Source organism: Streptomyces sp. NBC_00328 (assembly GCF_036139655.1).
Lineage (GTDB): Bacteria > Actinomycetota > Actinomycetes > Streptomycetales > Streptomycetaceae > Streptomyces.
The window spans coordinates 2,573,930-2,599,487 of the sequence record NZ_CP108013.1; the positions used below are offsets into that span (position 1 = coordinate 2,573,930).

General features: G+C 71.4%; 23 protein-coding genes. 12 read left to right on the top strand and 11 right to left on the bottom strand.

Annotated elements, in window-relative coordinates:
- Positions 1 to 241 precede the first annotated feature (241 nt).
- From OG485_RS11245 to OG485_RS11255, 3 genes are all read right to left on the bottom strand, one after another.
- Positions 242 to 1,807 (bottom strand): APC family permease, encoded by a 1,566-nt coding sequence (locus OG485_RS11245; protein WP_328667911.1) that lies wholly within the window; start codon positions 1,805 to 1,807, stop codon positions 242 to 244.
- Between the two features lie 40 nt (positions 1,808 to 1,847).
- Positions 1,848 to 2,798, bottom strand: coding sequence for a hypothetical protein (locus OG485_RS11250; protein WP_328667912.1), 951 nt, complete (start codon positions 2,796 to 2,798; stop codon positions 1,848 to 1,850).
- 317 nt (positions 2,799 to 3,115) lie between these two features.
- Positions 3,116 to 4,771, bottom strand: a complete 1,656-nt coding sequence (locus tag OG485_RS11255; protein WP_328667913.1) for an FAD-binding dehydrogenase — start codon at positions 4,769 to 4,771, stop codon at positions 3,116 to 3,118.
- Positions 4,772 to 5,072: 301 nt separating this feature from the next.
- On the opposite strand from OG485_RS11255, the gene OG485_RS11260 reads away from it, so the two are divergent.
- The 6 genes from OG485_RS11260 (at position 5,073) to OG485_RS11285 (ending at position 9,860) form a co-directional block, all read left to right on the top strand.
- Complete coding sequence (locus OG485_RS11260; protein WP_328667914.1) at positions 5,073 to 5,966, top strand: DMT family transporter; 894 nt, start codon at positions 5,073 to 5,075, stop codon at positions 5,964 to 5,966.
- Positions 5,967 to 6,164: 198 nt separating this feature from the next.
- A complete protein-coding gene (locus tag OG485_RS11265) occupies positions 6,165 to 6,680 on the top strand; it encodes an NUDIX hydrolase (protein WP_328674314.1) in 516 nt (171 codons plus the stop codon).
- Positions 6,681 to 6,752: 72 nt separating this feature from the next.
- Positions 6,753 to 7,145 (top strand): YidH family protein, encoded by a 393-nt coding sequence (locus OG485_RS11270; protein ID WP_328667915.1) that lies wholly within the window; start codon positions 6,753 to 6,755, stop codon positions 7,143 to 7,145.
- Positions 7,142 to 7,471, top strand: a complete 330-nt coding sequence (locus OG485_RS11275; protein ID WP_328667916.1) for a DUF202 domain-containing protein — start codon at positions 7,142 to 7,144, stop codon at positions 7,469 to 7,471. Before OG485_RS11270 ends, OG485_RS11275 begins: the two co-directional genes overlap by 4 nt.
- A 145-nt stretch (positions 7,472 to 7,616) precedes the next feature.
- A complete protein-coding gene (locus OG485_RS11280) occupies positions 7,617 to 8,639 on the top strand; it encodes a phosphotransferase family protein (protein ID WP_328667918.1) in 1,023 nt (340 codons plus the stop codon).
- 6 nt (positions 8,640 to 8,645) lie between these two features.
- Entirely contained in the window at positions 8,646 to 9,860 is a 1,215-nt protein-coding gene (locus OG485_RS11285; protein ID WP_328667919.1) for an acyl-CoA dehydrogenase family protein, read from the top strand.
- A 95-nt stretch (positions 9,861 to 9,955) separates the two neighbouring features.
- Here OG485_RS11285 and OG485_RS11290 read toward each other — a convergent pair whose 3' ends face one another.
- The 3 genes from OG485_RS11290 to OG485_RS11300 all read right to left on the bottom strand — a co-directional run bounded on the left by OG485_RS11290 (position 9,956) and on the right by OG485_RS11300 (position 13,056).
- Positions 9,956 to 10,549, bottom strand: a complete 594-nt coding sequence (locus OG485_RS11290) for a TetR/AcrR family transcriptional regulator (RefSeq protein ID WP_328454182.1) — start codon at positions 10,547 to 10,549, stop codon at positions 9,956 to 9,958.
- Positions 10,550 to 10,633: 84 nt separating this feature from the next.
- Positions 10,634 to 12,295, bottom strand: a complete 1,662-nt coding sequence (locus tag OG485_RS11295) for a class I adenylate-forming enzyme family protein (protein ID WP_328667920.1) — start codon at positions 12,293 to 12,295, stop codon at positions 10,634 to 10,636.
- Positions 12,292 to 13,056 (bottom strand): SDR family oxidoreductase, encoded by a 765-nt coding sequence (locus OG485_RS11300; protein ID WP_328667921.1) that lies wholly within the window; start codon positions 13,054 to 13,056, stop codon positions 12,292 to 12,294. Before OG485_RS11300 ends, OG485_RS11295 begins: the two co-directional genes overlap by 4 nt.
- A 204-nt stretch (positions 13,057 to 13,260) precedes the next feature.
- On the opposite strand from OG485_RS11300, the gene OG485_RS11305 reads away from it, so the two are divergent.
- Positions 13,261 to 14,508 (top strand): exo-beta-N-acetylmuramidase NamZ family protein, encoded by a 1,248-nt coding sequence (locus OG485_RS11305; RefSeq protein ID WP_328667923.1) that lies wholly within the window; start codon positions 13,261 to 13,263, stop codon positions 14,506 to 14,508.
- 125 nt (positions 14,509 to 14,633) lie between these two features.
- A complete protein-coding gene (locus OG485_RS11310; protein ID WP_328667925.1) occupies positions 14,634 to 15,956 on the top strand; it encodes a serine-threonine protein kinase in 1,323 nt (440 codons plus the stop codon).
- A gap of 95 nt (positions 15,957 to 16,051) precedes the next feature.
- Here the strand turns inward: OG485_RS11310 and OG485_RS11315 are convergent, their stop codons facing one another.
- Complete coding sequence (locus OG485_RS11315) at positions 16,052 to 18,844, bottom strand: penicillin acylase family protein (protein ID WP_328667927.1); 2,793 nt, start codon at positions 18,842 to 18,844, stop codon at positions 16,052 to 16,054.
- A gap of 283 nt (positions 18,845 to 19,127) precedes the next feature.
- Here OG485_RS11315 and OG485_RS11320 point away from each other — a divergent pair, with 283 nt between their 5' ends.
- Entirely contained in the window at positions 19,128 to 19,730 is a 603-nt protein-coding gene (locus tag OG485_RS11320; protein ID WP_326788709.1) for a hypothetical protein, read from the top strand.
- Between the two features lie 429 nt (positions 19,731 to 20,159).
- Positions 20,160 to 21,266, top strand: a complete 1,107-nt coding sequence (locus tag OG485_RS11325) for an RNA ligase (ATP) (protein WP_328667930.1) — start codon at positions 20,160 to 20,162, stop codon at positions 21,264 to 21,266.
- Positions 21,267 to 21,328: 62 nt separating this feature from the next.
- On the opposite strand, the gene soxR is transcribed toward OG485_RS11325, so the two are convergent.
- Positions 21,329 to 21,880 carry a redox-sensitive transcriptional activator SoxR gene (gene soxR, locus OG485_RS11330; protein WP_328667932.1) on the bottom strand — a complete coding sequence of 184 codons (552 nt, stop codon included), beginning with the start codon at positions 21,878 to 21,880 and terminating at the stop codon, positions 21,329 to 21,331.
- 106 nt (positions 21,881 to 21,986) lie between these two features.
- Between soxR and OG485_RS11335 the strand changes: the two genes are divergently transcribed.
- Positions 21,987 to 22,448, top strand: a complete 462-nt coding sequence (locus OG485_RS11335) for a MaoC family dehydratase (protein ID WP_328667933.1) — start codon at positions 21,987 to 21,989, stop codon at positions 22,446 to 22,448.
- A gap of 107 nt (positions 22,449 to 22,555) precedes the next feature.
- On the opposite strand, the gene OG485_RS11340 is transcribed toward OG485_RS11335, so the two are convergent.
- The 3 genes from OG485_RS11340 to OG485_RS11350 all read right to left on the bottom strand — a co-directional run bounded on the left by OG485_RS11340 (position 22,556) and on the right by OG485_RS11350 (position 24,750).
- Positions 22,556 to 23,182, bottom strand: coding sequence for a TetR/AcrR family transcriptional regulator (locus OG485_RS11340; RefSeq protein WP_328454166.1), 627 nt, complete (start codon positions 23,180 to 23,182; stop codon positions 22,556 to 22,558).
- 96 nt (positions 23,183 to 23,278) lie between these two features.
- Positions 23,279 to 23,533, bottom strand: a complete 255-nt coding sequence (locus tag OG485_RS11345) for a YiaA/YiaB family inner membrane protein (protein ID WP_326788704.1) — start codon at positions 23,531 to 23,533, stop codon at positions 23,279 to 23,281.
- A 65-nt stretch (positions 23,534 to 23,598) separates the two neighbouring features.
- Entirely contained in the window at positions 23,599 to 24,750 is a 1,152-nt protein-coding gene (locus OG485_RS11350; protein WP_328667935.1) for an acyl-CoA dehydrogenase family protein, read from the bottom strand.
- An 89-nt stretch (positions 24,751 to 24,839) separates the two neighbouring features.
- On the opposite strand from OG485_RS11350, the gene OG485_RS11355 reads away from it, so the two are divergent.
- Positions 24,840 to 25,481 carry a TetR/AcrR family transcriptional regulator gene (locus OG485_RS11355; RefSeq protein ID WP_328667937.1) on the top strand — a complete coding sequence of 214 codons (642 nt, stop codon included), beginning with the start codon at positions 24,840 to 24,842 and terminating at the stop codon, positions 25,479 to 25,481.
- Positions 25,482 to 25,558: the final 77 nt, after the last annotated feature.

Here is a 25,558-nt window from a genome sequence, read left to right on the forward strand (position 1 = left end):
CCTCGCGGTCTTCCGGTTCCCGAGGTTCGGGGCGTTCCGGCTCGCGCGGCTCCGGCCGCTCGGGTTCCCGTGGCCGCGGTCGCTCCGGGTCCGGTTCCCCGGGCCTTTCAGTGTTCACCCCTTGATTCGAGCACCCGCGACCCCCAAAAAGCCAGCGGTGGCGGGTGCTCGTCAGCGTTCCGTCATCTCTTCTCACCTGCGGACCGGGAACTTCGGCCCCTGAGAGGACGGCAGGGCCTCATCAGGTGGCGGACTCGGCCGCCTTGTCCAACTGGAACGCCTCGTTGCCGAGGCCGATCCGGGCGTGCGCCTCGGGCTTGCGGGAGCGCAGCAGCAGCCCCTGGACGAGTCCGGCGGCCAGCGCCACCCCGATGACGGCGGGCAGCAGCACGTTCAGGACGGAGTCCGGACCGGAGCCGACGAGGACGTCGAAGTCCTTGACCGTGTAGAACGCGATGACCAGCAGGGCGATGCCCGCGATAGCGGAGGTGACCAGACGCCAGGCCTGGGCGCGGGCCGCGCCGCGGCGGACGAAGAACACGATGACCGAGAGCGAGGCGGCCGCCATCAGGAGCGTGACGCCGAGCGCTCCGACGTTGCCGCCCCAGGTGAAGAGCTGGAGCACGGGGGCGGTCGGGTCGCCGGCCGGCCTGTCGTCGGCCAGGGCGAAGCCGCCGACCACGATGAGCGAGACGACGGTGTGCAGGAGCGAGCCGGTGCCGGGGGCGCCGCTGGACTCGGAGGTGCGGCCGAAGGCGGCGGGCAGCAGACCCTCGCGGCCCATGGCGAAGGCGTACCGCGCGACGACGTTGTGGAAGCTGAGCAGCGCCGCGAACATGCCGGTCACGAACAGCACGTGCAGGACGTCGGTGAAGGTGGAGCCGAGCCGTGACTCGGTGAGGAAGAACAGCAGTCCGGCGCTCTGCTTGTTCGCCGTCCCGACGATCGCGGAGGGACCGGTGGCGACGGTGAGCGCCCAGGAGCTGATCGCGAAGAAGACGGCGACGAAACCGATCGCGAGGAACATCACGCGGGGCACGAGGATGTGCGGCCGGCTGGTCTCCTCGGCGTAGACCGGGGCCTGTTCGAAGCCGGTGAAGGCGGCGATGCAGAAGCACAGCGCGGTGCCGACGCCCGCTCCGGTGAGCGTGTCGGGGTTGAAGGCGTGCAGCGACAGGCCCTCCTTGGCGGGATCGCCGATGGCCGCGACGTCGAAGACGACGACGAGCGTCACCTCGATGACCAGCAGGACGCCGAGCACCCAGGCGTTGACGTCGATCTTCAGCCAGGCCAGCGCGCCCACGACGAGCACGGCGGCCAACGCCGGTATCCACCAGACGACTTCGGTGTCGAGGTAGGTGGCGAACAGCCCGGAGACCTCGAAGCCGAAGAGGCCGTAGATCCCGACCTGGAGCGCGCTGTAGGCGACGAGGGCGACCGCGGCGGCGCCCGCGCCCGGGGTGCCGCCGAGCCCGCGCGAGATGTACGCGTAGAAGGCGCCCGCGTTGTGGACGTGCCGGCTCATCTCGGCGTACCCGACGCTGAAGAGCACCAGGACGATGCCGAGGATGACGAAGAGCAGCGGCTGCCCGACGATCCCCATCACCGCGAATGTGGTGGGCATGACACCCGCGACCACCATGAGCGGGGCGGTGGCCGCGAGAACGGACAGCAGCAGACCCGCCGTGCCCAGCCGGCCGGCGCGCAGGGCCCGGTCCTGTCCCTTGAACGTGCTGATGCCGGCGCCGTCGGCGTCCGGTCTTCCCGTGCTCGACGTACTCGGTGTGCTCGAACTGCCCGTCGTCATCGCGGGGTCGTCCTTTCGGATGTCAGATCATCGGGGGCGTTCACACCGTGCCGAGCACGCGGTCGCGCGCGGCACGGAAGGCTTGGTGTCCGTCGAGGTCCGGATACGACCACGGAGCCGCCGTCGGGTGGTCCGCGATCCGGAGGAACAGGGCGGCGGCCTCGCCGTCCCGGCCCTCGCAGATCTTGGCGTGGGCGAGGAAGTTGAGGTCGACGAGGCGGCGCGGGTGGTCGCCGTGCTCCCACTCCAGCCACCAGTCGAACGCGGCCTTCATCACCTGGCGGGCCCGGCGTCCGGCCCAGTGCCCGGAGGCGACCGGGTCGGCGGGCTCGCTCCCGGCGTCGGCGAGCACGCGGAAGCGCTCGGCGTGCGCGACGACCGGAAGGATCGCGAGCGGCGAGTCGGCGGGCGCCTGCTCGGCCGACCAGTTGGCGAAGTCGTAGACCTCGTGCAGCGGGTCCTGGCCCGCGGCGGCGCGGCGCTCGGCGAGCCGGGCGACCATCAGATGGTGCGCGTGGTGATGGACGGCGTGCCGGTGGCGCACCTCGTCGAAGAGGCGGACCACGTCGTCCTCGGCCCCGAGCGAGCGCTCCAGGAGGAGGAGTCCGAGCCAGGGAGTGGGGTCGTCGGGGGCGAGGGCCGCCGCCCGCCGGCAGGCCTCGCGGGCGCTGTCGGGGCGCTCCTTGCCGTGCAGGGCGCGTTCCACGGCGGCACAGCCGAGGAGCACGGCGGCGTCGGCGGATTCCGGTTCGGCCAGCTGCCAGTCGCGGGCCCAGGCGAGCGTCGCCGGCTCCTGCGCGAGAACGGTGACACGGTGCCCGCGGCGGTCCCAGTCGTCGCCGGTCGCGGCGAGCAGCGCCCGGACGTCGGTCCACCGCCCCTGGTTCAACGCGGTACGTGCGGTCACGAGTTCGGCGTCGTCGAGGGCGGCGTCGAAGGCCTGGGACGCCCGCTTGCGGCCGCGGCCCAGAGGAGGTGGGGGTGGTGACACCGCTGCTCAACCTCACATGCGCGGTTCGTCAAAGGGTGATCACGCACAGCAAACCCGGAGCCACGGGTTCAAGTCAAGCTCGGACCAAGTCACTACACGTGTCAACTAGCCACTTGTACATACCAGTTACCCGCACACCATCCCGCAAAGTCCTGAACAGGCGCCTCGTCCAACCGACTTGGCGAGTCCTCTTGTCGCCGAGCCGCGGGCGGCCGCCACTGTCCTGATGACAACGGCCGCCCGGGGCAGGCGACTTGCAGATCGGGGCGCGATCGGAGCCGGGCGCGATCAGAGCCGGGCAGGACCGCCGGGCGCGATCACTTCACCGCCTTGGCCGCCGCCCGGCCCGCCGTGCGGCCGGAGAAGAGGCAGCCGCCGAGGAAGGTGCCCTCCAGCGAGCGGTAGCCGTGGACTCCGCCGCCGCCGAAACCGGCGGCCTCACCGGCGGCGTACACACCCTCCAGCGGGTCGCCGCCCTCGGTCAGCACCCGCGAGGAGAGGTCCGTCTCCAGGCCGCCGAGGGTCTTGCGGGTCAGGATGTTGAGGCGCACCGCGATCAGCGGGCCGGCCTCGGGGTCGAGGATGCGGTGCAGGGGCGCGGTGCGGATCAGCTTGTCGCCGAGGTAGTTGCGGGCCCCCCGGATCGACATGACCTGGAGGTCCTTGGTGAAGGGGTTGGCGATCTCCCGGTCCCGCGCGACGATCTCGTGGCGCAGCGCAGCCTCGTCGATGAGGGGCTTCTCGGTGAGCGCGTTCATCCCGCGCACCAGGGCGCCGAGATCCTTCTCGACGACGAAGTCGACACCGTTGTCCATGAAGGCTTTGACCGGTGCGGGCACGTCCGCGCGGGCCCGGCCGAGGACGCCGCGGATCGACTTGCCGGTCAGGTCGGGGTTCTGCTCCGAGCCGGAGAGCGCGAACTCCTTGCCGATGATCTTCTGGTCGAGCACGAACCAGGTGTAGTCGTACCCGGTGCTCATGATGTGTTCGAGGGTGCCGAGCGTGTCGAAGCCCGGGAAGAGCGGTACGGGCAGCCGGTTGCCGCGCGCGTCCAGCCAGAGGGACGAGGGGCCCGGCAGGATGCGGATGCCGTGCTTGTCCCAGATGGGGTTCCAGTTCTGGATGCCCTCGGTGTAGTGCCACATGCGGTCGCGGTTGATGAGGCGGGCGCCGGCCTCCTCCGCGATCCCGAGCATGGCTCCGTCGACGTGGGCGGGGACACCGGAGATCATCCGCTCGGGCGGGGTGCCCAGCCGCTCCGGCCAGTTGGCGCGCACGAGGTCGTGGTTGCCGCCGATGCCGCCGGAGGTCACGATCACGGCCTGGGCCTTGAGCTCGAAGGCGCCGGTGACGGTGCGGCCGCTGGCCTGGCCGCGTTCGATGCCGGACGGCTCCAGGATCTCCCCGGTGACGGTGTCGACGGAGCCCGCGCTGCGGGACAGACCGGTGACCCGGTGCCGGAACCGCAGCTCGACCAGTCCGCGGGCGACCCCTTCCCGTACCCGGCGCTCGAAGGGCGCGACGAGGCCGGGCCCGGTCCCCCAGGTGATGTGGAAGCGCGGCACCGAGTTGCCGTGCCCGTTGGCGTCGTAGCCGCCGCGCTCGGCCCAGCCCACCACGGGGAAGAAGCGCACGCCCTGCGCGTGCAGCCAGGGCCGCTTCTCGCCGGCCGCGAAGTCGACGTACGCCTCGGCCCAGCGGCGCGGCCAGTGGTCCTCCGGCCGGTCGAAGCCGGCCGTGCCCATCCAGTCCTGGAGGGCCAGCTCGTGCGTGTCCTTGATCCGCATGCGGCGCTGCTCGGGCGAGTCGACGAAGAAGAGCCCGCCGAAGGACCAGTGCGCCTGGCCGCCGATCGACTGCTCGGGCTCCTGGTCGAGGAGGATCACCTTGCGGCCGGCGTCGACGAGCTCCGCGGTCGCCGCGAGCCCGGCGAGGCCCGCTCCGATGACGATCACATCTGCGTCGTAGGCCATGGGCCCGTCCTCTCGGCAATCCGACGGGTCTGATCGGGTCGGCGTCACGGGGGACGACCTGATGACGTTTGTCACGAACCGATCGGTGGCGTCGCTGGTTGGGGAGACATCGATGCCGGTCGGCCACGCGGCCGACCAGCACTTGTTACTGATCGGTCCGAATCCTTCGGTACGAAAGGTGACCGAGTCAACTGCCTGGTTCCGGTTGTTCCCGGGGGCGGGCGCGCGGACGATGGCACTACAGTCGGCGGGATACGCACCACTGGCCCGCCCCGACTTCTGACGCATCGAGGTACCCAGCGTGTCGGTACTGGTTCTGGTCCTCGCCGTGAGCGCGGCCTGCTGCCTGGGATTCGGGTTCGTGCTCCAGCAGAACGCCGCCTCGCACGCCCCGCTCAGCGACTTCCTCTCGCCGCGCATCCTGCTCGACCTCATCCGGGTCCCCCGCTGGCTGGGCGGCATCGGGCTCATGGTGTGCGGCATGGTCCTCGGGGCGGTCGCGCTCGGCAACGGCGAGGTCTCGCTGGTGGAACCGCTCCTCGCCACCAACCTGCTCTTCGCGCTCGCGCTCTCCCGACATCAGACCAAACAGCCGCTGGGCCGGCAGGGCTGGGCCGGGCTGCTGCTGCTCGCCGGCGGCGTCTCGGCGTTCATCGTGGCCGGACAGCCACAGGGCGGCGAGGCCGTCGACGACCCGCTGCGGCACTGGCTGATCATCGGGATCGTGGTCGGGCTCGCCGTGCTGCTCACCACCTGCGCGAAACGGTCCCGGCTGAGCGCCGGACCCGTGCTGCTCGCCACCGCCGCCGGCCTGCTGTACGGCCTCCAGGACGCGCTCACCCGGGTCAGCGGCCAGCGGTTCAGTGCCGACGGGCTGGCCGAGCTGCTCACCAGCTGGCAGCCGTACGCGGTGCTCGTCCTCGGCGTGACGGGGCTGATCCTCGTCCAGAGCGCCTTCGAGACCGCGCCCCTGCGGATGTCGCTGCCCGCGCTCACCGCCGCCCAGCCGCTGGCGGGCATCGTCTGCGGGGTGGGCTTCCTCGGGGACCAGCTGCGCACCGACGCGGGCGCCCTCGCCTGGCAGGCCGCGGGGCTCGCCGGCATCGTGACGGGGATCGTCCTGCTGGGCATGCACCCGGCGATGCCCTCGGGCACCGCGGAACCGGAACGCTCGCGGGACCTCCAGCCGCACTGAGCGAGCCCCCTCACGGCCCGGGCCGTGACGCCGTACCCGGGCCCCGTGACGCCGTACCGGGCAGCCGTCGAGGCACCGGACGCCGTCGAGGCCGCGCACCACGCCATCCAGCCCACGCCCCGGCCGACGGGCCGGCTCACCACCCCGACGGCCGCGAGCACCGCCACCGCGGAGCCCGGAGCTGCTTGGATGGAGCCCATGAGCGCCGCTGACGAGATCCTCGACATCGTGGACGAGAACGACGAGATCATCGGGCAGTCCCCGCGCGGAGAGGCGTACGCGCGCGGGCTGCGCCACCGGTGCGTGTTCATCGAGGCGCGGGACGCCCGGGGCCGGCTCTTCGTCCACCGGCGCACCCCCACCAAACTGGTGTTCCCCTCGTTCTACGACATGTTCGTGGGCGGGGTCGTCGGCGCGGGCGAGTCCTACGACGACGCGGCGCTCCGCGAGGCCGAGGAGGAACTCGGCGTCTCCGGGCTCCCCCGGCCGACTCCGCTGTTCAAGTTCCTGTACGACGACGGAGCCGGCGCGAGCTGGTGGTCGGCCGTGTACGAGGTCCGCTGCGAACTTCCGGTGAACCCGCAGGCGGAGGAGGTCGCCTGGCACGACTTCCTCACCGAGGACGAGGTGGAGCGCCGGCTGGAGGAGTGGATGTGGGTGCCGGACGGACTGGCGGCCTACGAGCGGCTCACCGACTACCGGGCGATGGACTGATCCGCCCGGCCGGACGCGGTCGGCGCGGCACCGGAGGAGCCCCGCGCGAGGCCCCCCGGTAGGGTCCTGGGCGTGATCGAACTCGTGCGCAATGTCCGGTTGTGGTTCGCGCCGCAGGAGATCCGGTCCGAGGGCAAGACCCCGGACTACCGGTTCTCGCTGGCCAATGAGCGGACTTTTCTGGCCTGGCTGCGCACCGCGCTCGCACTCATCGGCGGCGGCTTCGCCGTGGACCAGTTCCTGCCGGACCTGCGCTGGGCCTGGCGGGCGGGTCTGGCCCTGGCGCTGCTGGCGGCGGGCGTGCTCTGCGCGCTGCGGGCCGTCAATCACTGGGTGTGCTGCGAGCGGGCGATGCGGCGGGGCGAGGACCTGCCGGTGTCGCGCTTCCCGGCGCTGCTGAGCATCGTCGTCGCGGTCGTCGCGGTCGCGATGGTCGTCGTCGTCCTCGTCGGCTGGGCGGGATGACCACCCCTCTCCGGGAGGAGCGCGATCCGGGCCTCCAGCCGGAACGCACGCGGCTGGCCTGGCGCCGTACGACCCTCTCCTGCACCGTCGCCGCGGTGCTCGCCGCGAAGGCGGCCCTGCACGAGCGGAGCTCGGCCGCCGGGATCCTGGCGTTCGCGTTCTGCTGCGCCGCCTGGCTCGCGTTCCTGGCCCTCGCCCACCGTCGCATCCGGACCCTGGCGTCCGCGGGCCCGGCGGGTCCGGCCGCACTCGCGCCCCGGCTCGCCGCGGCGGCGGCACTGTGCACGGTGGCGCTGGCCGTGTTCGCCGTGGCGCTGGTGTTCTAGGCGTCGGGTCTTCCAGGTGCCGGCCGCCCCGGAGCGGCGCTCGTCCGGGGGAGACGCCGATCACGTTTGGCGCAGCGGCTGGACGACATACCGACTGGTCGGCATCATGGTCATGTCCCGATACCCGTGTGCTGAGGAGCGACAGATGAGCCCGGACCACCCGCCAGGTCTCGATCTCGACCGGCTGCGCGGCCTGCTCGACCGTGAGCGGCCCGGACTGGTGAACGGCCCGCTGAGCGGCCGGCTGATCGAGGGCGGACGGTCGAACCTCACGTACGCGGTCACCGACGGCACCGCCCGGTGGGTCGTACGACGGCCTCCGCTGGGCCACGTGCTGGCCACGGCGCACGACATGAGGCGCGAGCACCGGGTGATCAGCGCACTGCACCCGACAGCCGTGCCGGTCCCGGACCCCGTGCTGCTGTGCGAGGACGAGTCGGTGCTCGGCGCCCCGTTCTACGTCATGGAGTTCGTGGAGGGCACCCCCTTCCGCACCGCCGGCCAGCTCGCCCCGCTCGGCCCGCAGCGCACCCGCGACGCGGTGCTCGGTCTGGTGGACACCCTGGTCGAACTGCACGCGGTGGACCCCGCCGCGGTCGGCCTCGCCGACTTCGGCCGCCCCGAGGGCTTCCTCGACCGGCAACTGCGGCGCTGGGGCAAGCAGTTGGCCGCCTCCCGCAACCGCGAGCTGGCCGGCATCGACGAACTTCACGCGGCTCTGGGCCGCGAACTGCCCACCTCCCCCGCGCCCACCGTCGTGCACGGCGACTACCGGCTCGACAACGTACTGATCGGACCCGACGACCGGATCAGGGCGATCCTGGACTGGGAGATGTCCACGCTCGGCGACCCGCTCACCGACCTCGGGCTGCTGGTCATGTACAGCACGCGCCTGGAGCTGCCCGACTCCCCCATCAGCACGACCGCTTCGGCCGCCGGACACCCCCCGGCGAGCGAGATCGTCGAGCGGTACGCCGCGCGCTCGGGGCGCGACGTCTCCGCGGTCTCCTGGTACACGGCCTTCGCCTGGTTCAAGCTCGCCGTGATCCTGGAGGGCATCCACTACCGCTACACCAAGGGCCAGACGGTCGGCGCGGGCTTCGACCGCATCGGCGAGCTGGTTCCCGTCTTCATCGAGCACGGCCTGACCACCCTTCAGGAAGGCTGATCCGCCATGGACTTCGCATTCGACGCGCGCACCGAAGAGCTGCGCGGGAAGCTGCTCGCCTTCATGGACGAGTACGTGTACCCGGCGGAGGCCGTCGCGGAGGAGCAGCGGGCCCTGCTGGCCTCGCCGTGGGACACGCCCGCCGTGGTCGGCGAGCTGAAGGCCGAGGCCCGCAGGCAGGGTCTGTGGAACCTCTTCCTGCCGGACTCCGAGTACGGTGCCGGGCTGACCAACCTCCAGTACGCGCCGCTCGCCGAAATCACCGGCCGCAGCCCGCACTTGGCGCCCACCGCGCTGAACTGCGCCGCTCCGGACACCGGGAACATGGAGGTGCTCTCCCAGTTCGGCGACGAGTCGCAGCGCAAGCAGTGGCTGGAGCCGCTGCTGGCCGGGGAGATCCGTTCCGCGTTCGCGATGACGGAGCCCGAGGTCGCCTCCTCGGACGCGACGAACATCACCACGCTGATCGAGCGGGACGGCGACGAGTACGTCGTCACGGGCCGCAAGTGGTACATCTCCGGGGCGATGAACCCCGACTGCAAGATCTTCATCGTGATGGGCAAGACGGACCCGGACGGCGCCGACATCCGCCGCCAGCAGTCGATGATCCTGGTCCCGCGCGACACCCCGGGCCTGGAGGTCCGGCGCGCCATGCAGGTGTACGGCTACGAGGACCACTCCCACGGCGGGCACGCGGAGGTCGTCTTCGATCACGTCCGCGTCCCGGCGGGCAACCTGATCGGCGAGGAGGGCGGCGGGTTCGCCATCGCGCAGGCGCGGCTCGGTCCGGGCCGGATCCACCACTGCATGAGGCTGATCGGCATGGCGGAGCGGGCCATCGAGCTGATGTGCCGCCGGGCGGTGTCGCGTACGGCGTTCGGCAAGCCGCTGGCCCAGCAGGGTGTCGTGCAGAACTGGATCGCCGACGCCCGGGTCACCGTCGAGCAGCTTCGTCTGCTGGTCCTGAAGACCGCCTGGATGATGGACACCGTCGGCAACAAGGGCGCCCACACCGAGATCCAGGCCATCAAGATCGCCACTCCGCGCGCGGTGGTGGACATCCTCGACAAGGCGGTCCAGCTGCACGGTGCCGGCGGCGTCAGCCAGGACTTCCCGCTGGCCGAACTGTGGGCCGCCGCGCGGACGCTGAAGCTCGCCGACGGTCCCGACGAGGTCCACCAGCGCTCGCTGGCGTACCGGGAGATCAAGAAGTACATGTGACGCCGTGCGGCGCGAGGGGGCTGGTTCTTCGCCCCCTCCGCCCCTGCCCGCCCCCGGGTACGGGACGGGTAGGGCGGAGGGGGCGAGAGACGTTTCTACGGGCGCAGGGCGCGCAGCAGCAAGTCCGCCAGGTGGTCGGCCACCTCTTGGGGGGCGAGGGGGCCGTCGGGGCGGTACCACGTGGACAGGTGGTGGACCGAGCCGAAGTGGTAGTCGACGACCAGGTCGGCGGGGGTGGCCGTGGAGAAGACGCCCTTCTTCTGGCCCTCCTCGACCAGGGCGCGGAAGCGCTCGTGGTAGCGGCGCCGCTCGGACCGCACCTGCTTGAGCTTCTCGGGGCCCAGGTGGTGCATCGACCGGAAGAAGATCGAGGCGTCGTCGAGATTGTCGATGGTCGTGACGACCACGTCGGCCGCCGCGCGCCGCAGCCGCTCCTCGACCGGCGCGTCGGCGTCCGCGAAGGCGTCCAGCCGCTCCTGCTGGAGGCGCAGCACGCGCGCGTAGACCTCGTGCAGGAGGTCGTCCTTGGAGCCGAAGTAGTGGTACAGCGCCCCCTTGGTGACACCCGCGGCCTCGACGATCTCCTGCACCGAGGTGCGGTCGTAGCCCTGCTCGGCGAAGAGCCGGGTGGCGGCGGCAAGGAGCCGCTGCGGGACGGGCGTACCGTCACCGTCCGTCGTCCTGGGCACTGCCGCCACCTGCCTTCCGTGCGTTCACATCGATGTCCGTCGTCCGTGAGGAGTCCTGGAGGAGTCCTGGAGGAGTCCTGGAGACTACGGGGAGTCCTGGTACCGGGAACGCAGTTCCCGACGAAGGATCTTCCCACTCGCCGTCTTCGGCAGTTCGGGCAGGATCTCCACCCGCCGCGGATACTTGTAGGCGGCCAGTCTCTCCTTGCAGTACGCGGCCAGCGCGTCGGGGTCCTCGGTGGCCCCGGGCCGCAGGCTGATGTACGCCATGACGGTCTCTCCGCGGTAGCCGTCCGGGATCCCGACGACGGCCGCCTCGCGGACCGCCGGGTGGGTGTGCAGGACGTCCTCGACCTCGCGCGGCCAGACCTTGAAGCCGGACGCGTTGATCATGTCCTTCTTCCGGTCGACCACGTAGAGCCAGCCGTTCTCGTCCATGAAGCCGATGTCGCCGGTGTGCAGTTCACCGTCCGGGAAGGTCTCGGCGGTGGCTTCGGGACGGCGCCAGTAGCCGGGCACCACCTGCGGACCGCGGACCAGGATCTCGCCCTGCTCTCCGAAGGGGACCTCCTGGCCGAGGTCGTCGACGATGCGCACGACCGAGTCCGGTCCGGGCACGCCCACGGCGAGGGTCCCGGAGGCCGGGTCCACCGGCGCCTCCAGCCCCGGGGGCACGGAGGCGCAGGGCGCGGTGCACTCGGTGAGCCCGTAACCGTTGCGGATGTACGGCCCGAAGCCGGCCCGGAACCGCTCGACGAGGGCGGGCGGCAGCGGGGCCCCGCCGGAGGAGATGTTCACGAAGGAGGAGAAGTGGTCCGGCGTGACGTCCGGGTGGGCGGCCAGCGCCATGAAGGCGGTCGAGGGGCCGACGGTGTAGAGCGGCCGGTGTTCGGCGAAGGCGTCGAGGACGACCCCGGCCTCGAAGCGGTAGGCGAGGACCAGCGTGCCCGCGCTGTCGAGGCAGGCGGCGAGCTGGCAGACCATCCCGGTGATGTGGAACAGCGGTGCCATCGCGAAGTACACGGGCGCCTCGGGCAGCGCGAGGCCGGTCCGCTGCCGCTCGGCGTTGTACATGATGTTGCCGTGCGTGTTGGTGGCTCCCTTGGGGGTGCCGCTGGTGCCCGAGGTGTAGCTGATCAGCGCGATGTCGGACGGGCCGAGGGCGCGGTCGCCGGGGGCCTTGTGCCCCTGCCGGGCGACGGCGAGGAGGTCGTCGGCCGCCTCGTCCACGGGCAGCCGCCCGAAGGCCAGCACGCGTTCGTCGTCGCGGGTCTGGAGATCCCGTTCGCAGGCCGTCAGGACGACGCGTACGGGCGAGCCGGCGGCGGTCTCGCGCAGATACGCGTCCCAGGCGCGGTCGGAGCAGACGAGGGCGACCGTCTCGGCGTCGTGCAGGACGTGCCGGACCTCGCCGGACTTGTACATCGGGTTGACCGGCACGACCGTCGCGCCGGCCTTCCACGCGCCGAGCAGGGCGAGCACGAAGTGCGGGGAGTTCTGGAGCATGATCGCCACGCGGTCGCCGCGTTCCACGCCCCGGGCGGCGAGGTGCCCGGCCACGGAGTCGCTCAGCTCGTGGAGCTCGCGGTAGCTCAGCCGCCCGTCGAAGTAGGCGAGCGCGGTGCGGTCCGGGGTGTGCGCGACGACGTCCGCGAGGGCGTGCACCAGGGTGTCGGCGGGGTTCACCGGACCGCGCTGTGCCTCGCTGAGCAGGGCCGTCCAGGGCTTGTCGGAGTAGCGGGTCACTCGGCGGTCTCCCACTTCTGCTGGAGGTGGTTCATGTTCGTCATCCAGCGGTCGGGGTCGGCGGCCCGCGCCTGGTAGTACCCGGCGACCTCGGGGTGCGGCAGGACCAGGAAGCGGTCCTCCTCGATGCCCTTCATGAGCGCGTCGGCGACGGCCCCGGGCTCGATGGCGGTGGGCTGGAGCACCAGGTCGCCCGCGCTGCCGGTGGCCTCCAGCATGTCGGTGCGCACGCCCTGGGGGCAGATCGCGTGCACCTTCACACCGCGGTGGCGGTACGTCAGGGACAGCCACTCGGCGAACGCGTACGCGCCGTGCTTGGTGACGCTGTACGGCGCGGCGCCGATCATCGTGAGCAGTCCGGCGGCCGAGACGGTCGAGACGAACCGGCCGCTGCCGCGCTCCAGCCAGTCCGGGAGCAGTGCGTGGGCGGCGCGTACATGGGCCATCACGTTGACGTCCCAGGCCAGGGCCCACACGCTCTCGTCCGCCGCCTCGGAACCGCCCGAGGCGACTCCCGCGTTCGCGCAGTAGACGTCGACGGAGCCGTCGAGGGCGTCGCGGGCCTCGGCCACGATCGCGGAGGCGTCGCCCACGACCGCGATGCCGCCTATCTCGTCGGCCACGGCCTTCACCTTGGCCGCGTCGAGGTCGTTGACCACGACCCGAGCTCCCTCGGCGGCGAAACGGCGGGCCAGCGCGGCCCCGATCCCGCCCCCCGCTCCGGTGACGACGACTCCCGCACCCTGCATGGCTTCCACCACGGGTCTCCTTCGACGCGACGTGACACGGCTCTGCTGCGACGCCAGACTAACCGGTCGGTATGTAGCAAGGGAAGGGTTCCCGGCCGCCGCGCGGACGGCGCCGTGACGAGCCACGACAGGCCGGTCGGGTCCGTGCCCTACGAACTTCCCCCGGAAGCCCTTAGCGTGCCTGTGCCAGCCTTCCGCGATCACGGAGGTCCCACCATGCGCATGTCCCGACGGTCACTGCTCGCGGCCGGCACCGCCGCGGCCGCCCTGACCCCCCTGCCCGCCGAAGCGGCGGCGCCCACCGCGGGCCCCGGCACCCGGCTGCGCACCGGCTTCGAGCGTCTGGCCGGGGCCGGGTACGCCCTCCTCGGCGGCGGACGCGTCGGCATGGTCACCAACCCCACGGGCGTCACCCGCGACGTCCGGCACATCGTCGACGTCATGCACGCCGACGCCCGGGTGGACCTGACCGCCGTCTTCGGCCCCGAGCACGGTTTCCGGGGCACCGCGCAGGCGGGCGGGTCCGAGGGACGCCACGACGATCCGGCGACCGGACTGCCCGTCTACGACACGTACGTGAAGAGCGGTCAGGCCCTCGCCGACATCTTCACCGCGTCCGGCGTGGACACCGTCGTCTTCGACATCCAGGACGTGGGGGCGCGCTTCTACACGTACATCTGGACGCTGTACGACTGCATGGAGGCGGCGCGGCTGGCCGGGAAACGGTTCGTGGTCCTTGACCGGCCGAACCCGGTCACCGGACGCTCGGCCCAAGGGCCCGTCCTGCACAAGGAGTTCGCGACGTTCGTCGGGCGGCAGCCGATCGCGCAGGCGCACGGGATGACGGTGGCGGAGCTGGCCCGGCTCTTCAACGGGGAGTTCCTGGCGGCACCCGTGGAACTGGACACCGTGCTCATGTCGGGCTGGAGACGTGACCGGTTCTACGACACGTCGGGGCTGCCCTGGGTGCCGCCGAGCCCCAACATGCCGACGGCGGACACCGCGCTGGTGTACTCCGGGACCTGTCTCTTCGAGGGGACGAACCTGTCGGAGGGGCGGGGTACGACACGCCCCTTCGAACTGCTCGGCGCGGAGGGTCTCGACGGGCGCTGGGCCGCGGCGGCCGCTGAACTCGGGCTGCCCGGCGTGCACTTCAGAGAGTCCTACTTCTCTCCCACCTTCTCCAAGTTCCAGGGGAAGACCATCGGGGGCGTCCAGATCCATGTGCACGACCGGGCCGCGTTCGAGCCCGTCCGTACCGGGATCGCCCTGCTGGTGACCGCGAAGAAGGTGTGGAGCGGCTTCGCCTGGCGCTCCGACAACTGGATCGACAAGCTGACGGGCTCGACGCTGGTGCGCACGATGATCGACGCGGGTGCGGGCACCGACGAGGTCGTGGCGGCCTGGCAGGACGAGTTGGAGGCCTTCCGCAGGGTCCGGAAGCACTACCTCGTCTACAAGTAGGACAGAGCCCGCTTCCACGAACGAGTGAGTCTGCGTGACGGATAGGTCGTCATGTATGGCCAACTCTCCCCGCCGGGTGGACGATGCGCCCATATCGCACCGCCCGCGGGGTCAGGGGGCCTGACATGACGGAATCGGCAGTGAGCGTTTCTCCCTACTGGGAGCTGGCCTTCGACGCGGACGGGGACGTGGACGGCCGCCGACGGGACCGGTGGCTCGAGGAGGTACCGCGGCGAAAGGTCCGCGATCTGATCGTCTTCGCGCACGGCTGGAACAACGACCGTTCGACGGCCACCCGCCTGTTCAGCCAGTTCCTCGAACCCGTCCCCGGTCTCGCGCCCACCGCGCGGCTCGGATACGTGGGGGTGGTCTGGCCCTCGATGCGGTTCTCGGACGAACCGATCCCGGACTTCTCCCCGTCCGTGGCCCCCGATGTCGCCGGGGACAGCGCCTCGCCGCTCGGCAAGAACACCCGGCACGCCCTTCTGGAGGTGTTCCCCGGCCGCGCCACCGTGGTCGAACAGATCGCCCGGCTGCTCGACCAACAGCCTGACGAGGGAGCGTCATTGGAGGAGTTCGGCCGCCTCGTACGGCTGCTCGTCGAGGTCCGGCCACAGGGTCCGCAGGCCTCCTTCGCGGCGGACACCCTCGCGGAGGGCGTACCGGAGAGCGATCCCGAGATGCTCTTCGGGGACACCGCGACGGTGTGCGCCGAGTTCGCGCAGGCGCTCGCCGGGACCGGGACCCCCGGCGCCGAGACGTTCGCGCTTCCCCGGCTGTGGGACGGAGCACTCGAACTGCTGCGCCAGGCCACGTACTACGCCATGAAGAGACGCGCGGGCACGGTCGGCGAGCGCGGGCTCGGCCGGGCGGTCGGTCAGCTCGCGGCGGCGGCGCCTGACGTGCGGGTGCATCTGGTCGGGCACAGCTTCGGCGCCCGGCTGGTCTCCTTCGCGCTGCGCGGACTGCCGCCCGGGGTGCGCGCGGTGAAGTCGGTGACGCTGCTCCAAGGAGCCTTCTCGCACTACGCGTTCGCCCCGCGGCTGCCCCACGATCCGCGCGCGAGCGGTGTGCTGGACGGCCAGTACCACCGGATCGACGGCCCGCTGGTGTGCTGCTACTCCCACTTCGACTCGGCGCTCGGCACGGTCTACCCGCTGGCCTCACGGATGGCGGGGGACGGCCGGTCCGTCGTGGCGGACTTCGGCATCGGCCGCGCGCTCGGCGCGCAGTGGGGCGCGATGGGCCACGACGGGGTGCAGGCGGTGCCGGGGACGAAGTCGTTCACGCTCGCCGAGGCGCTGCGCACCCGGCTTCCGGTCTCGGGGTGCGTGAACGTCGACGCCGCCTCGGTGGTGTGCCGGGGCGGCGCCCCGTCGGGTGCGCACAGCGACATCTGTCATCGCGAACTGGCCCAGGTGGTGCTGGCGGCGGGCCGCGTCAGGTGACCCGCCGCCGTTCAGGGCCTGTCCGGCGGATCATGCCGGACAGGCCCTGAGCGCCGATCGCCCCTAGGGGCGGTCCCGGCGGCGCAGCTCCGCGCTCACCGGTGCGAGGTGTACTCGACGACCTGCTGGAAGGTCGGCCGGTTCTGCCAGGTGATCTTGCCGTGCTTGATGCCGCCGAGCGTCCGCTGGACGATCGAGTCGGCGCACCACTGGTCGCCCGCCGAGCACTGGTCGTCGCCGGGGTACACGGTCGACGCGCTCTTGCCGGCCGCCTCCTTCAGCGAGCCGATCAGGGCGTCCCGGCAGGCGGTGAGGCTGCCCCCGCCGCAGTACGTCTGCGGCAGGCCGCCCTGCACGGGCTCCCCGAGCACCGCCCGGATGTCCTTGTCGACATAGCTCCACCAGCCGTACTGGAAGGAGCTTCCGGCGTGCGAGCCGGTCGGTCCGTGACCGGCGGACGGTGCTTCGTCGACGGGGAGGTTGTTGCCGAACGCGGTGTACAGGTCGCTGCCGAGCCCCGGCTGGAACTCCGCCTTCACCAGCAGCGGCCACCAGGCGTCCAGGATGCGGATCGCGTCGGCGTCGGCGTAGGTGTGCGAACCCGCTGAGGTCTCCTTGCGCCTGGCGCCCGCCGTCACCCAGGCGGACAGCTTGCTCACGGCCGCGGCGGCCGTGGAGTCCGTGACCGGGGAGCTGTTGACGACCTTGAGCAGGCCGGGGAGCACGTCCTCGGCGCGCAGATCGGCGAGTGCCGCGTCGGCCATCGCCTTGACCAGCGCGGACCTGGTCACTCCGCCCGCCGCGACCAGCTTGGACACCCGGTCCTCCAGCAGGTCGCCGCGGTGCACCGAGCCGTCTCCCCAGGAGGCCGTGGTGTAGTCCTTGGCCTGTTTGTTGTTCCAGGAGATGTAGTAGTCCTGGTCCACCGAGTTGGGGTGCGCGGACGCCTGGGTGTAGGAGGCGGTGTTCGTGGCCGGGTCCCAGTTCTGCCACTCGTACGCGGCCTGCGCCCACACCGGGAACTCCGCGTCGACGCCTCCCGCCCGCACCGGGTTGTCACCGCTGTTGTAGTAGGCGGTGTGCGCCGAGTCGGCGTAGAACCAGTTGAAGGTGTAGTTGATGTTCTGCGCCGCGCTCTGGAAGGTGGCCGGACTCTTCACGAAGTCGGGGTCGTTGAGCATCTGGAAGCCGATGATCGAGTCGGCCTCGTGCATGTAGGAGGTGCGCAGGGTGGTGTACGCGACCTTCTTGCCGCCCACCGTCGCGCGGTAGGCCACGGGCCCGTACTTGGTGCGGTAGACCTGCATCCGGTAGGAGCCGGCGGCGGTGCCGTCGGCGGTGGTCGGCTTCCAGGAGTTGGTCCGCTCGACCTTGTCCATCGCCGTGCAGGTGCCGTGGTACAGGTAGTGGTAGTCGTCCTGGCACAGTTCGACGGCGTAGGTGTCGATGATGTCCTGGCCGGAGGTCGTCGCGCTCCAGGAGTAGTCCTGGCCGCGGCCGAGTTCGACGTACATGCTCAGGCCCGCGAAGGAGGCGCCGCGGGCGCTCAGGCCCGGGCCCTGGATCTCCTGGAGCATGAGGAGCTGCGGCGCGAAGTAGCCGGTCTGGGGGCCGAAGACGGCGATCGGGTGGCCGCTCGCCGTGTGCTTGCCGCTGACCACGAGGGCGTTGGACATCCCGCGCCTGGCGGAGGTGAGCGCGGTCGTGGCGGCCGAGGCCGAGGCACTGGCGGCGCTCGCGCCGGCCGCGCTGCCGGTACGGTCGTAGACCAGCGGCTCCTGGGCCACCGAGCCGGCGTCGGGCAGGGCCTGGCCCTGCGCGCTGTCGGGCTTGGAGGCGTACGGGAAGCTCTCGCCGTTGTGCACGGTGAGCGCTGCTTCCGGGTCGTTGCGCTCGCGGAAGGCCTCCCAGACCTTGGTGCCCTCGGTGACGCCGTACTTGGACTGGGCGGCGAGCAGCGAGAGGGCGTTGTTGACCTCGCCGCCGCCTCCGGAGCCGAAGAGCGAGCCGATGACGGAAGCCAGCGCGACCAGGTCGGTGAGCTTGAAGTGGTCGATGGTGCCGGCGTTGGTGATGGAGTCCTTGTGGCCGGTCAGGACGTATTCGCCGGGGAAGTAGCGGCCGCTGTCGGAGGCGTCGATGTAGGCGTTGACGCCGTCGATGTAAGCGTTGGCGTCGGCGAGGGCCTGGACCCCGCGGGCTCCGGCCTTGCTGGTCGCGCTGTCGATCTGGGCCTGCAGATCGGCCTCGGTGTAGGGCGCGTTGCGCCAGAACTCCTGCTCCAGTCCCTGGTTGGAGGGCGCACCGCCGGCGAAGCTGGTGAGCTGGCCGCGTCCGACGTGCCGGAAGACGTCCATGAGCCACAGCCGGTCCTGGGCCGCCGCGAACCCGGCGCCGTACTCGGTGCCGTAGCGGGTGGTGCCGGTGATGTGCGGCACGCCCGTCTTCTTGTCGCGGACGATCGTCACGTCGGTGCGGCCGCCGGGCTTGGTGGTCGACTCGACCTGGTTGGAAGCGACGCCGAAGGAGGCGTCGTTGAAGAAGTCGTTGATCTTGGCGTCGGTGAGCGTGGAGTAGCCGGAGGGCAGGCTGCCGTAGGGGCCGAGCTGGTCCTCGGCGTGCGCGGGCTGGGTTCCGAAGGCCTGGTTGAGCAGGATCTGGGCGAGGGTGGCGTTGCCGTTCTCACCGGGCGGCAGGATGTCGGAGCACTGACCGCCGCAGTAGTCGTTCGCGGCGGCTTCGGCCGAGGTGCCGGCGGCGGCCGCAGGGGAAAGCGGCGACAAAAGACCGGCAATGAGCACGCATAGGGATGCCGCCTTGAGGAACTTGGGGAATCGGCGGGGAGTTCTCAGTCTGTCCAAGGTGGTGCGTGGGGTGCTCGGTGGCATGTCAGCTCCTACCGACGGGGGGTGGGCCGGACGTTACCGCCGGTATCCCCGAGTTTGAAGATGAACATGCGTCAGTTTTTGGGATTCACAGCGAGTGAGGGCGCACCGGCGGTCCGGCGGCGACGGGAGGCGTGGTCGGGACACTCGGCGGATGGCTCGCGGGGGTCGTCGAAAAAATGGATGGAGCCGAATCGCTTGTCGATACGTCTACTCGACGACGTCCGTACGGGACGGCGCCGAAGTGACCGGAGTACAGGTGCAGGTGTGACGGAGGTGCAGGACGATGGCCGGTTTCCGGAGTCTGGCGAGACAGGCGCGAGATCCGAGGTGTGATCTGGCGCTGCGGCGGTACTCACTGCGCAAGTGCCTGGAGCGGTTCGCCCCTTACGGGCATCGGGCGACCTGGGACCATCTGTGTTCCCGGGCCGGGTTCGACCCGGAGGACCGCTCCCCCGATCCGGCGCGGCTCGTGGCCGCACTGGACGAACTGGAGGAGGCCCGCTCCGTCTGGCTCGCCTACGAGGTCGCGTTCGCGCAGCGTCGCAAGAAGGAGAAGCACGACGGGCTGCGCAGGCCGGGCAGTGTCGACGACTGGCACCGGCTGACCTGGGGCGGCTTCGGTGTCGCCTGGTGCGACGACCCCCGTGTCCACCCCCATGAACCACTGGCCGAGGTGCTGCGCCGGCTGATCGCGGCACTGGAGCGCGAACCGGGCACCGTCTGCCCCGTGTGCGCCGGTGAGCGCCTTGTCTGGATGTACGAACTGGCCCACGAACCGTCGTCGGGTCCCGTCTGCACGAGCTGCGGAATCGTGGTGCCGCGGCCCGTCCTGACCCCGGAGGCGCTGGCCGGCGCCAGGCGCGGCCGGCTGCTCGTGTCCGCGTGAGTGCCCCGTCCGGCCGAAGCGGGCCGGGCGGCGGACCCAGGGGGTGAGCCGCCGGCCGCGGAAGGTCCGTGGCCTGGCGCGTACTTGCCGGCACCGGGTCGGCCGGGGAGTGTCCCGCGCCGACGGGGGACTCGGTGCGGCTCCGTGCGCACGGAGCCCGGATCGGCGCGGCGCCACCGTCGTGCCGACGCCGCCCGGACGACGGTCCGGCCGACGGCCGGCGCGGTCTCCGTCCGGGCCCGCGGCCGAGGCGGGATGCCCTCGTTACGGGCCCGCGGCCGAGGAGGCGGTACGCCCTCGCGGCGGGCGTGCGCAGGGATCGCGGTGCCGCGCGGTGACGGTACCAGCCGTAAAACCGCTGGCTCCAGCCGTTTCCCCCACGGACAGTTGGGGGCGATGAAGAATCCCTGAGCGACCCCTGGAGTCCCCATGTCGACCCTGCGCGTCACCGCCGAAGTGCTGACCGTCCACGACCATCCGAACGCCGACGCGCTCGAACTGGCCCAGGTGGGTCTGTATCGGGCCGTGGTCGCCAAAGGCGCGTACCGCACCGGCGAGTGGGCGCTCTACATCCCGGAGCAGTCCGTGCTGCCGGCCCCGCTGATCGAGGAGCTGGGGCTGACCGGGCGTCTGGCGGGCAGTTCGTCGGACCGGGTCAGGGCGGTGCGGCTGCGCGGCGAGCTGTCGCAGGGGATCGTGTGCCGGCCGAAGGCGCTGGCGGACGTGGACCTGGCGCGGGCCGCCGAGGACGGCACGGACTTCGCGGAGTTCCTCGGCATCGTGAAATGGGTGCCGCCGATCCCGCCCACGATGAACGGCGATGTCGAGGCGGCGCCCGATCTGCTGCCCTGGGTCGACATCGAGAACATCCAGCGGTACCCGGACATCTTCATGCCGGGCGAGCCCGTCGTCGTGACGGAGAAGCTGCACGGTTCGGCCTGTCTGCTGACCTACCTCGCCGACGAGGGCCGCGTCCACGTGTCCTCGAAGGGCTTCGGCTCCAAGTCCCTGGCGCTGAAGGAGGATCCGCGCAATCTGTACTGGCGCGCGGTACGCGGGCACGGTGTCGCGGAGGCGGCCGCCGGGATCGCCGAACGGCTGGGCGCACGCCGTGTCGGCATCTTCGGCGAGGTGTACGGGGCCGGTGTGCAGGACCTGTCGTACGGCGCCGACGGCCGCCGCGAGACGATCGGTTACGCCGTGTTCGACGTGTCCGCGGAGATCGGCGGCGAGGTCCGCTGGCTGGACGCGCAGGAGCTGCTGGCGGGCGAACTCCCCCTCGTACCAAGGCTGTACGAGGGGCCGTACGACGTCGAGCGCATCCTGGAGACCGCCTCCGGGCGGGAGACCGTGTCCGGGCGCGGGCTGCATCTGCGTGAGGGTGTCGTGATCCGGCCCGGCGCTCCGGCTCCCGGTGGACCGGAGGGGACCTTCGTCGCCGCCGAGCGGTACAGCCCGGTGACGGGCGGACGGGCGATAGCGAAGGCGGTCAGCCCGGCCTATCTGACCCGCAAGGGCGGCACGGAGTACGAGTGACGTGCTCGCAGGCGGGGCGAGGCGGCTGACGCGTCGGGGGCGGGGCTGTCGAGGACCAGGCGTCAGCGGCAGTCCCCCGCCGCCGGTTCCCGGCGCGGCCCGGGTTCGCACGCGGCCGCCGGCCCACGCTCCCGGGGCGCCGGCGCCGGCTGCGTTCCGGACCGCTCCGCCATGAGGCGGGAGCCGGCCCGGCGCTCGCCGAGGACGTCGTCGGGGTTGGAGAGCACACAGGTCTCCAGGGAGAGGCAGCCGCAGCCGATGCAGTCCGTGAGGTGGTCGCGCAGCCGGCCGAGCTGTTTGATGCGCTCGTCGAGTTCGGAGCGCCAGGCCCGGGACAGCCGGGCCCAGTCCTCCCGCGTCGGGGTGCGCTCCTCGGGGAGCTCGGCGAGCGCCTCGCGGATGGTGGCCAGCGGGATGCCGACGCGCTGGGCGGCCCGGACGAAGGCGACCCGGCGCAGCGCGTCACGGTGGTAGCGGCGCTGGTTGCCCGAGGTGCGGCGGCTGCTGATCAGGCCCTTGGACTCGTAGAAGTGCAGGGCGGAGACGGCCGCGCCACTGCGGGCCGACAACTGTCCGACGGTCAGCTCGTGGACCGTCTCGGGGATCTGGGGCACGCCTCCAACCTACCTACCGCGCCACGCGTCCGGTCCGTTGACATGCGCCGCCCGGCCGACCATGCTAAGCAGTCGCTTAGACTATGAGATGCGGGAGGCCAGGGACATGGCAGAGCCGAGGACGTTCGCGACGGTCGACGAACTGCGGGGCGCCGTGGGCGAGCAGCTGGGACACACGGACTGGGTCGAGATCGAGCAGAAGCGGATCGACCTCTTCGCGGAGGCCACCGGCGACCACCAGTGGATCCACGTCGACCCCGAGAAGGCCGCGACGGGTCCGTTCGGCACCACGATCGCGCACGGCTATCTCACCCTGTCGCTGCTGCCGCTCTTCGGCCCTCAGCTGATCAGCGTCGAAGGCGTGAAGATGGGCGTCAACTACGGGACGAACAAGGTCCGTTTCCCCGCTCCCGTTCCGGTCGGCTCGCGGCTGCGCGCCACCGGGACGATCACCGCGGTGGACGACGTGCCCGGCGGTGTGCAGGTCTCCCTGGCCTTCACCGTGGAGCGCGAGGGCGGCGACAAGCCGGTCTGCGTCGCGGAGTCGGTCTCCCGTTACCACCTCTGAACCGCACCCGGGCCCGGCACCGGCGCGTCCGGGTCGGGCCCGGCACCGGCGCGTCCGCCGGCCCGGCCCCCGCCGAGCCCGGGAACGGGCACAGGACCGGCCGGGTCCTACTCCTTGAACCCCACCATCCGCCGGACCAGGTCGGCGTAGAGCGCGCCGACCTCGTCGGGTGTGCGGGGGCCTTCGACGTTGAACCAGCGGGCCACGTCGATGCACAGGGACAGTACGGCGACGGTGGTGCCGGGGACGTCCGGGACGTCGAACTCGCCGGTCGCGACCCCGTCCTGGATGATGCCGCGGACCTCCGCGTCGACCTGCCTGCGCAGCGCGATGATCTCCGCGCGGGCGTCGGGGCCGAGGGCCTCCAGCTCGTACTGGACGACGCGGGCCGTGGTGTGCTGGCCCGCGTGCCACCGTACGAAGGAGCGCACGGCGTCGGAGAGCCGTTCGGCGGCCGTGCCCTCGGCCTCGGCGGCGGTGCGCACGATGTCGAGCGCCTTGTCGTGGCCGATCCGGCTGATCCGGTGGAGCAGCTCTTCCTTGGTCTTGTAGTGGATGTACAGCGCGGCCGGGCTCATGCCCGCGCGGCCCGCGATGTCCCGGGTCGTCGTCGCGTGGTACCCGCGCTCGGCGAAGGCCTCCACCGCGGCCACGAGCAGCCGCCGCGCCGCGTCAGGGGTCACCTCGGACCACGGCTGCATCTCGCCGCCGGACGTCTCCTGCGCCGCACTCATCGCTGTTCGCCCCTTCTTCACTGACAGGGTGAACACCATACCCCCGAACCTGAGCGAGCGCTTAGCGCCTTCGGCCAGGTCATGGCCGCGCGGGGATCAGAGCTTCTCGAACGGGTCGTACACCCGGGTGCCGGGACGGCCGCCGTCCTGGCGGTCGCGGATCACCTTGGCGAGCGTGAAGGAGGACGTCACCAGATAGAGGACGGCGATGGCCAGGAAGCCCCGTACCCACGCGTCGGCCTGGAGCTTGAAGATGCCGAGCGCGGTGGCGGCCATGGCGACGGAGAAGGAGGCCACGGCCTGTCCGTAGAAGGCGGCCGTGTTCTGCTGCTTGACGGGTGTCTCGGTCATGGGACAAGGGTCGGCGGATGTGGCCGCCGCCACATCCGCCCTCGTACTCAGGGACGTACTCAGAGTCAGAACGCCGAGACACCTGTCAGAGCGCGTCCGATGAGCAGTTTCTGTATCTGGCTGGTGCCTTCGTAGAGGGTCATCACCCGGGCGTCGCGCAGGAGTTTGCCGACCGGGTACTCGTCGATGTAGCCGTAGCCGCCGTAGACCTGGAGGGCGTTGTTCGCGGCGCGCACGGCGGCCTCGGAGGCGAAGAGCTTGGCCTTGGAGGACTCGGTCGCGAACGGCAGTCCGCGGTCGACGAGGTCGGCGACCCGCCAGGTCAGCAGCCGCGCCGCGTCCACGTCGACGGCGATGTCGCTGATCAGTTCCTGGACGAGCTGGTGGTGGGCGATCGTCTTGCCGAACTGCTCACGCTCGGTCGCGTACGTCACCGCCGCGTCCAGGGCGGCCTGGGCGAGGCCGACGCAGCCCGCGGCCACCGACATCCGGCCCTTCGCGAGTGCCGACATGGCCACCGTGAAGCCCTTGCCCTCGGGCGCCAGCATGGCGCTCGCCGGCACGCGTACGTCCTCGAAGGCGAGTTCGGCGGTGGCCTGGCCGCGCAGCCCGAGCTTGCCGTGGATGGTGCGGCGGGTCAGACCGGGGGTGTCGGTGGGCACCAGGAAGGCGGAGACGCCCTTGTGGCCCGGGGCGTCGGTGGAGCGGGCGAAGAGCAGCACGACGTCGGCCCAGGTGCCGTTCGTGATGAACATCTTGCTGCCGTTGATCACATAGCCGTCGCCGTCGCGCACGGCCCGCGTCGACAACTGGCCCGCGTCGGAGCCGGTGCCCGGCTCGGTGAGCCCGAAGCAGCCGACGTACTCGCCGGAGGTCAGCCCCGGCAGCCAGCGTCGCTTCTGCTCCTCGCTCCCCCAGGCGGCGATCGACTTGGCGACGAGCCCGAGCGAGACGGAGACGATCCCGCGCACGGAGGAGTCACCGCGCCCGAGTTCCTCGGTGACCAGGCAGTACGCGAGGTGGTCGCCGCCGCTGCCGCCGTACTCCTCGTCGATGGTGAGGCCGAGGAAGCCGACCTCTCCGAGCTTCTTCACGATGGACCGGTCCACGTCCTCCGCGCGGTCCCACGCGACGACGTGCGGGGTGATCTCGCGGCGCACGAAGTCCTTGGCGAGCTGCCGGACGGCGGTCTGCTCATCGCTGAGCCCAAGGTTCATGCCGGGTCACCCCACAGATAGCTGACATTGAAAGCCGTACATTTAAATTAGCACTGCTAGTTTCCAGTTGCAGCCCTACTATGTGCGCCATGGCCCGACCGCGCAAGCCCCTCCTCAGCACCGACCGCATCGTCGAGACGGCACGGGCGCTGGTGGACGCCGAGGGCCTGGCGGCCGTCTCGACCCGCCGGCTCGCCGCGGAACTCGGGGTGAGCGGGCCCTCCCTCTACAACCACTTCCGCACCAAGGACCAGATCCTGGAGGCGGTCGCGGACTCGGTGAGCGCGCAGGTCGACCTGTCGATGTTCGAGGGCGGCCGCGACTGGCGGACCGCGCTGCACGACTGGGCCGTCTCCTACCGCGCCGCCCTGCGCGACCACCCGAACATCGTCCCGGTCCTCGCGCGCGGGCCGGGACGCAGGCCGGCCGGGCTCCGGCTCGCGGACGCCGTGTTCGGCGCCATGGTCGACGCGGGCTGGCCGCCGGCCCAGGCCACCTCGATCGGGGCGCTGATGCGGTACTTCATCATGGGGTCCGCGCTGGGTTCCTTCGCCGGCGGCTTCGTGGACGACGAGAGCGCGTACGACCCGGCCGACTATCCGCATCTGGGGCAGGCGCACCTCCTCGCCGAACAGCAGGAGAAGATCGACGAGCGGGCCTTCGAGACGGGACTCGGCGCCCTGCTGGACGGCCTCGCCGTGCAGTACGCGAGGCTGGTCCGGGAGGGCTGAACAGGCCTGGCACCGGGCCGCGTCGGGTGCTCTCGCATCCTCCCGAGGCGGCCCGGAGACATCTGCCGGACATGCCC

What these genes read in the sequence shown, in the direction of transcription:
- OG485_RS11325 (WP_328667930.1), top strand. Translation starts at nt 20,160, where the DNA reads ATGTCGACCCTGCGCGTCACCGCCGAAGTGCTGACCGTCCACGACCAT.
- OG485_RS11355 (WP_328667937.1), top strand. Translation starts at nt 24,840, where the DNA reads ATGGCCCGACCGCGCAAGCCCCTCCTCAGCACCGACCGCATCGTCGAG.
- OG485_RS11340 (WP_328454166.1), bottom strand. Translation starts at nt 23,182, where the DNA reads ATGAGTGCGGCGCAGGAGACGTCCGGCGGCGAGATGCAGCCGTGGTCC.
- OG485_RS11345 (WP_326788704.1), bottom strand. Translation starts at nt 23,533, where the DNA reads ATGACCGAGACACCCGTCAAGCAGCAGAACACGGCCGCCTTCTACGGA.
- OG485_RS11305 (WP_328667923.1), top strand. Translation starts at nt 13,261, where the DNA reads ATGCGCATGTCCCGACGGTCACTGCTCGCGGCCGGCACCGCCGCGGCC.
- OG485_RS11255 (WP_328667913.1), bottom strand. Translation starts at nt 4,771, where the DNA reads ATGGCCTACGACGCAGATGTGATCGTCATCGGAGCGGGCCTCGCCGGG.
- OG485_RS11275 (WP_328667916.1), top strand. Translation starts at nt 7,142, where the DNA reads ATGACCACCCCTCTCCGGGAGGAGCGCGATCCGGGCCTCCAGCCGGAA.
- OG485_RS11320 (WP_326788709.1), top strand. Translation starts at nt 19,128, where the DNA reads ATGGCCGGTTTCCGGAGTCTGGCGAGACAGGCGCGAGATCCGAGGTGT.
- OG485_RS11265 (WP_328674314.1), top strand. Translation starts at nt 6,165, where the DNA reads ATGAGCGCCGCTGACGAGATCCTCGACATCGTGGACGAGAACGACGAG.
- OG485_RS11280 (WP_328667918.1), top strand. Translation starts at nt 7,617, where the DNA reads ATGAGCCCGGACCACCCGCCAGGTCTCGATCTCGACCGGCTGCGCGGC.
- OG485_RS11335 (WP_328667933.1), top strand. Translation starts at nt 21,987, where the DNA reads ATGGCAGAGCCGAGGACGTTCGCGACGGTCGACGAACTGCGGGGCGCC.
- OG485_RS11245 (WP_328667911.1), bottom strand. Translation starts at nt 1,807, where the DNA reads ATGACGACGGGCAGTTCGAGCACACCGAGTACGTCGAGCACGGGAAGA.
- OG485_RS11310 (WP_328667925.1), top strand. Translation starts at nt 14,634, where the DNA reads ATGACGGAATCGGCAGTGAGCGTTTCTCCCTACTGGGAGCTGGCCTTC.
- OG485_RS11285 (WP_328667919.1), top strand. Translation starts at nt 8,646, where the DNA reads ATGGACTTCGCATTCGACGCGCGCACCGAAGAGCTGCGCGGGAAGCTG.
- OG485_RS11315 (WP_328667927.1), bottom strand. Translation starts at nt 18,844, where the DNA reads ATGCCACCGAGCACCCCACGCACCACCTTGGACAGACTGAGAACTCCC.
- OG485_RS11350 (WP_328667935.1), bottom strand. Translation starts at nt 24,750, where the DNA reads ATGAACCTTGGGCTCAGCGATGAGCAGACCGCCGTCCGGCAGCTCGCC.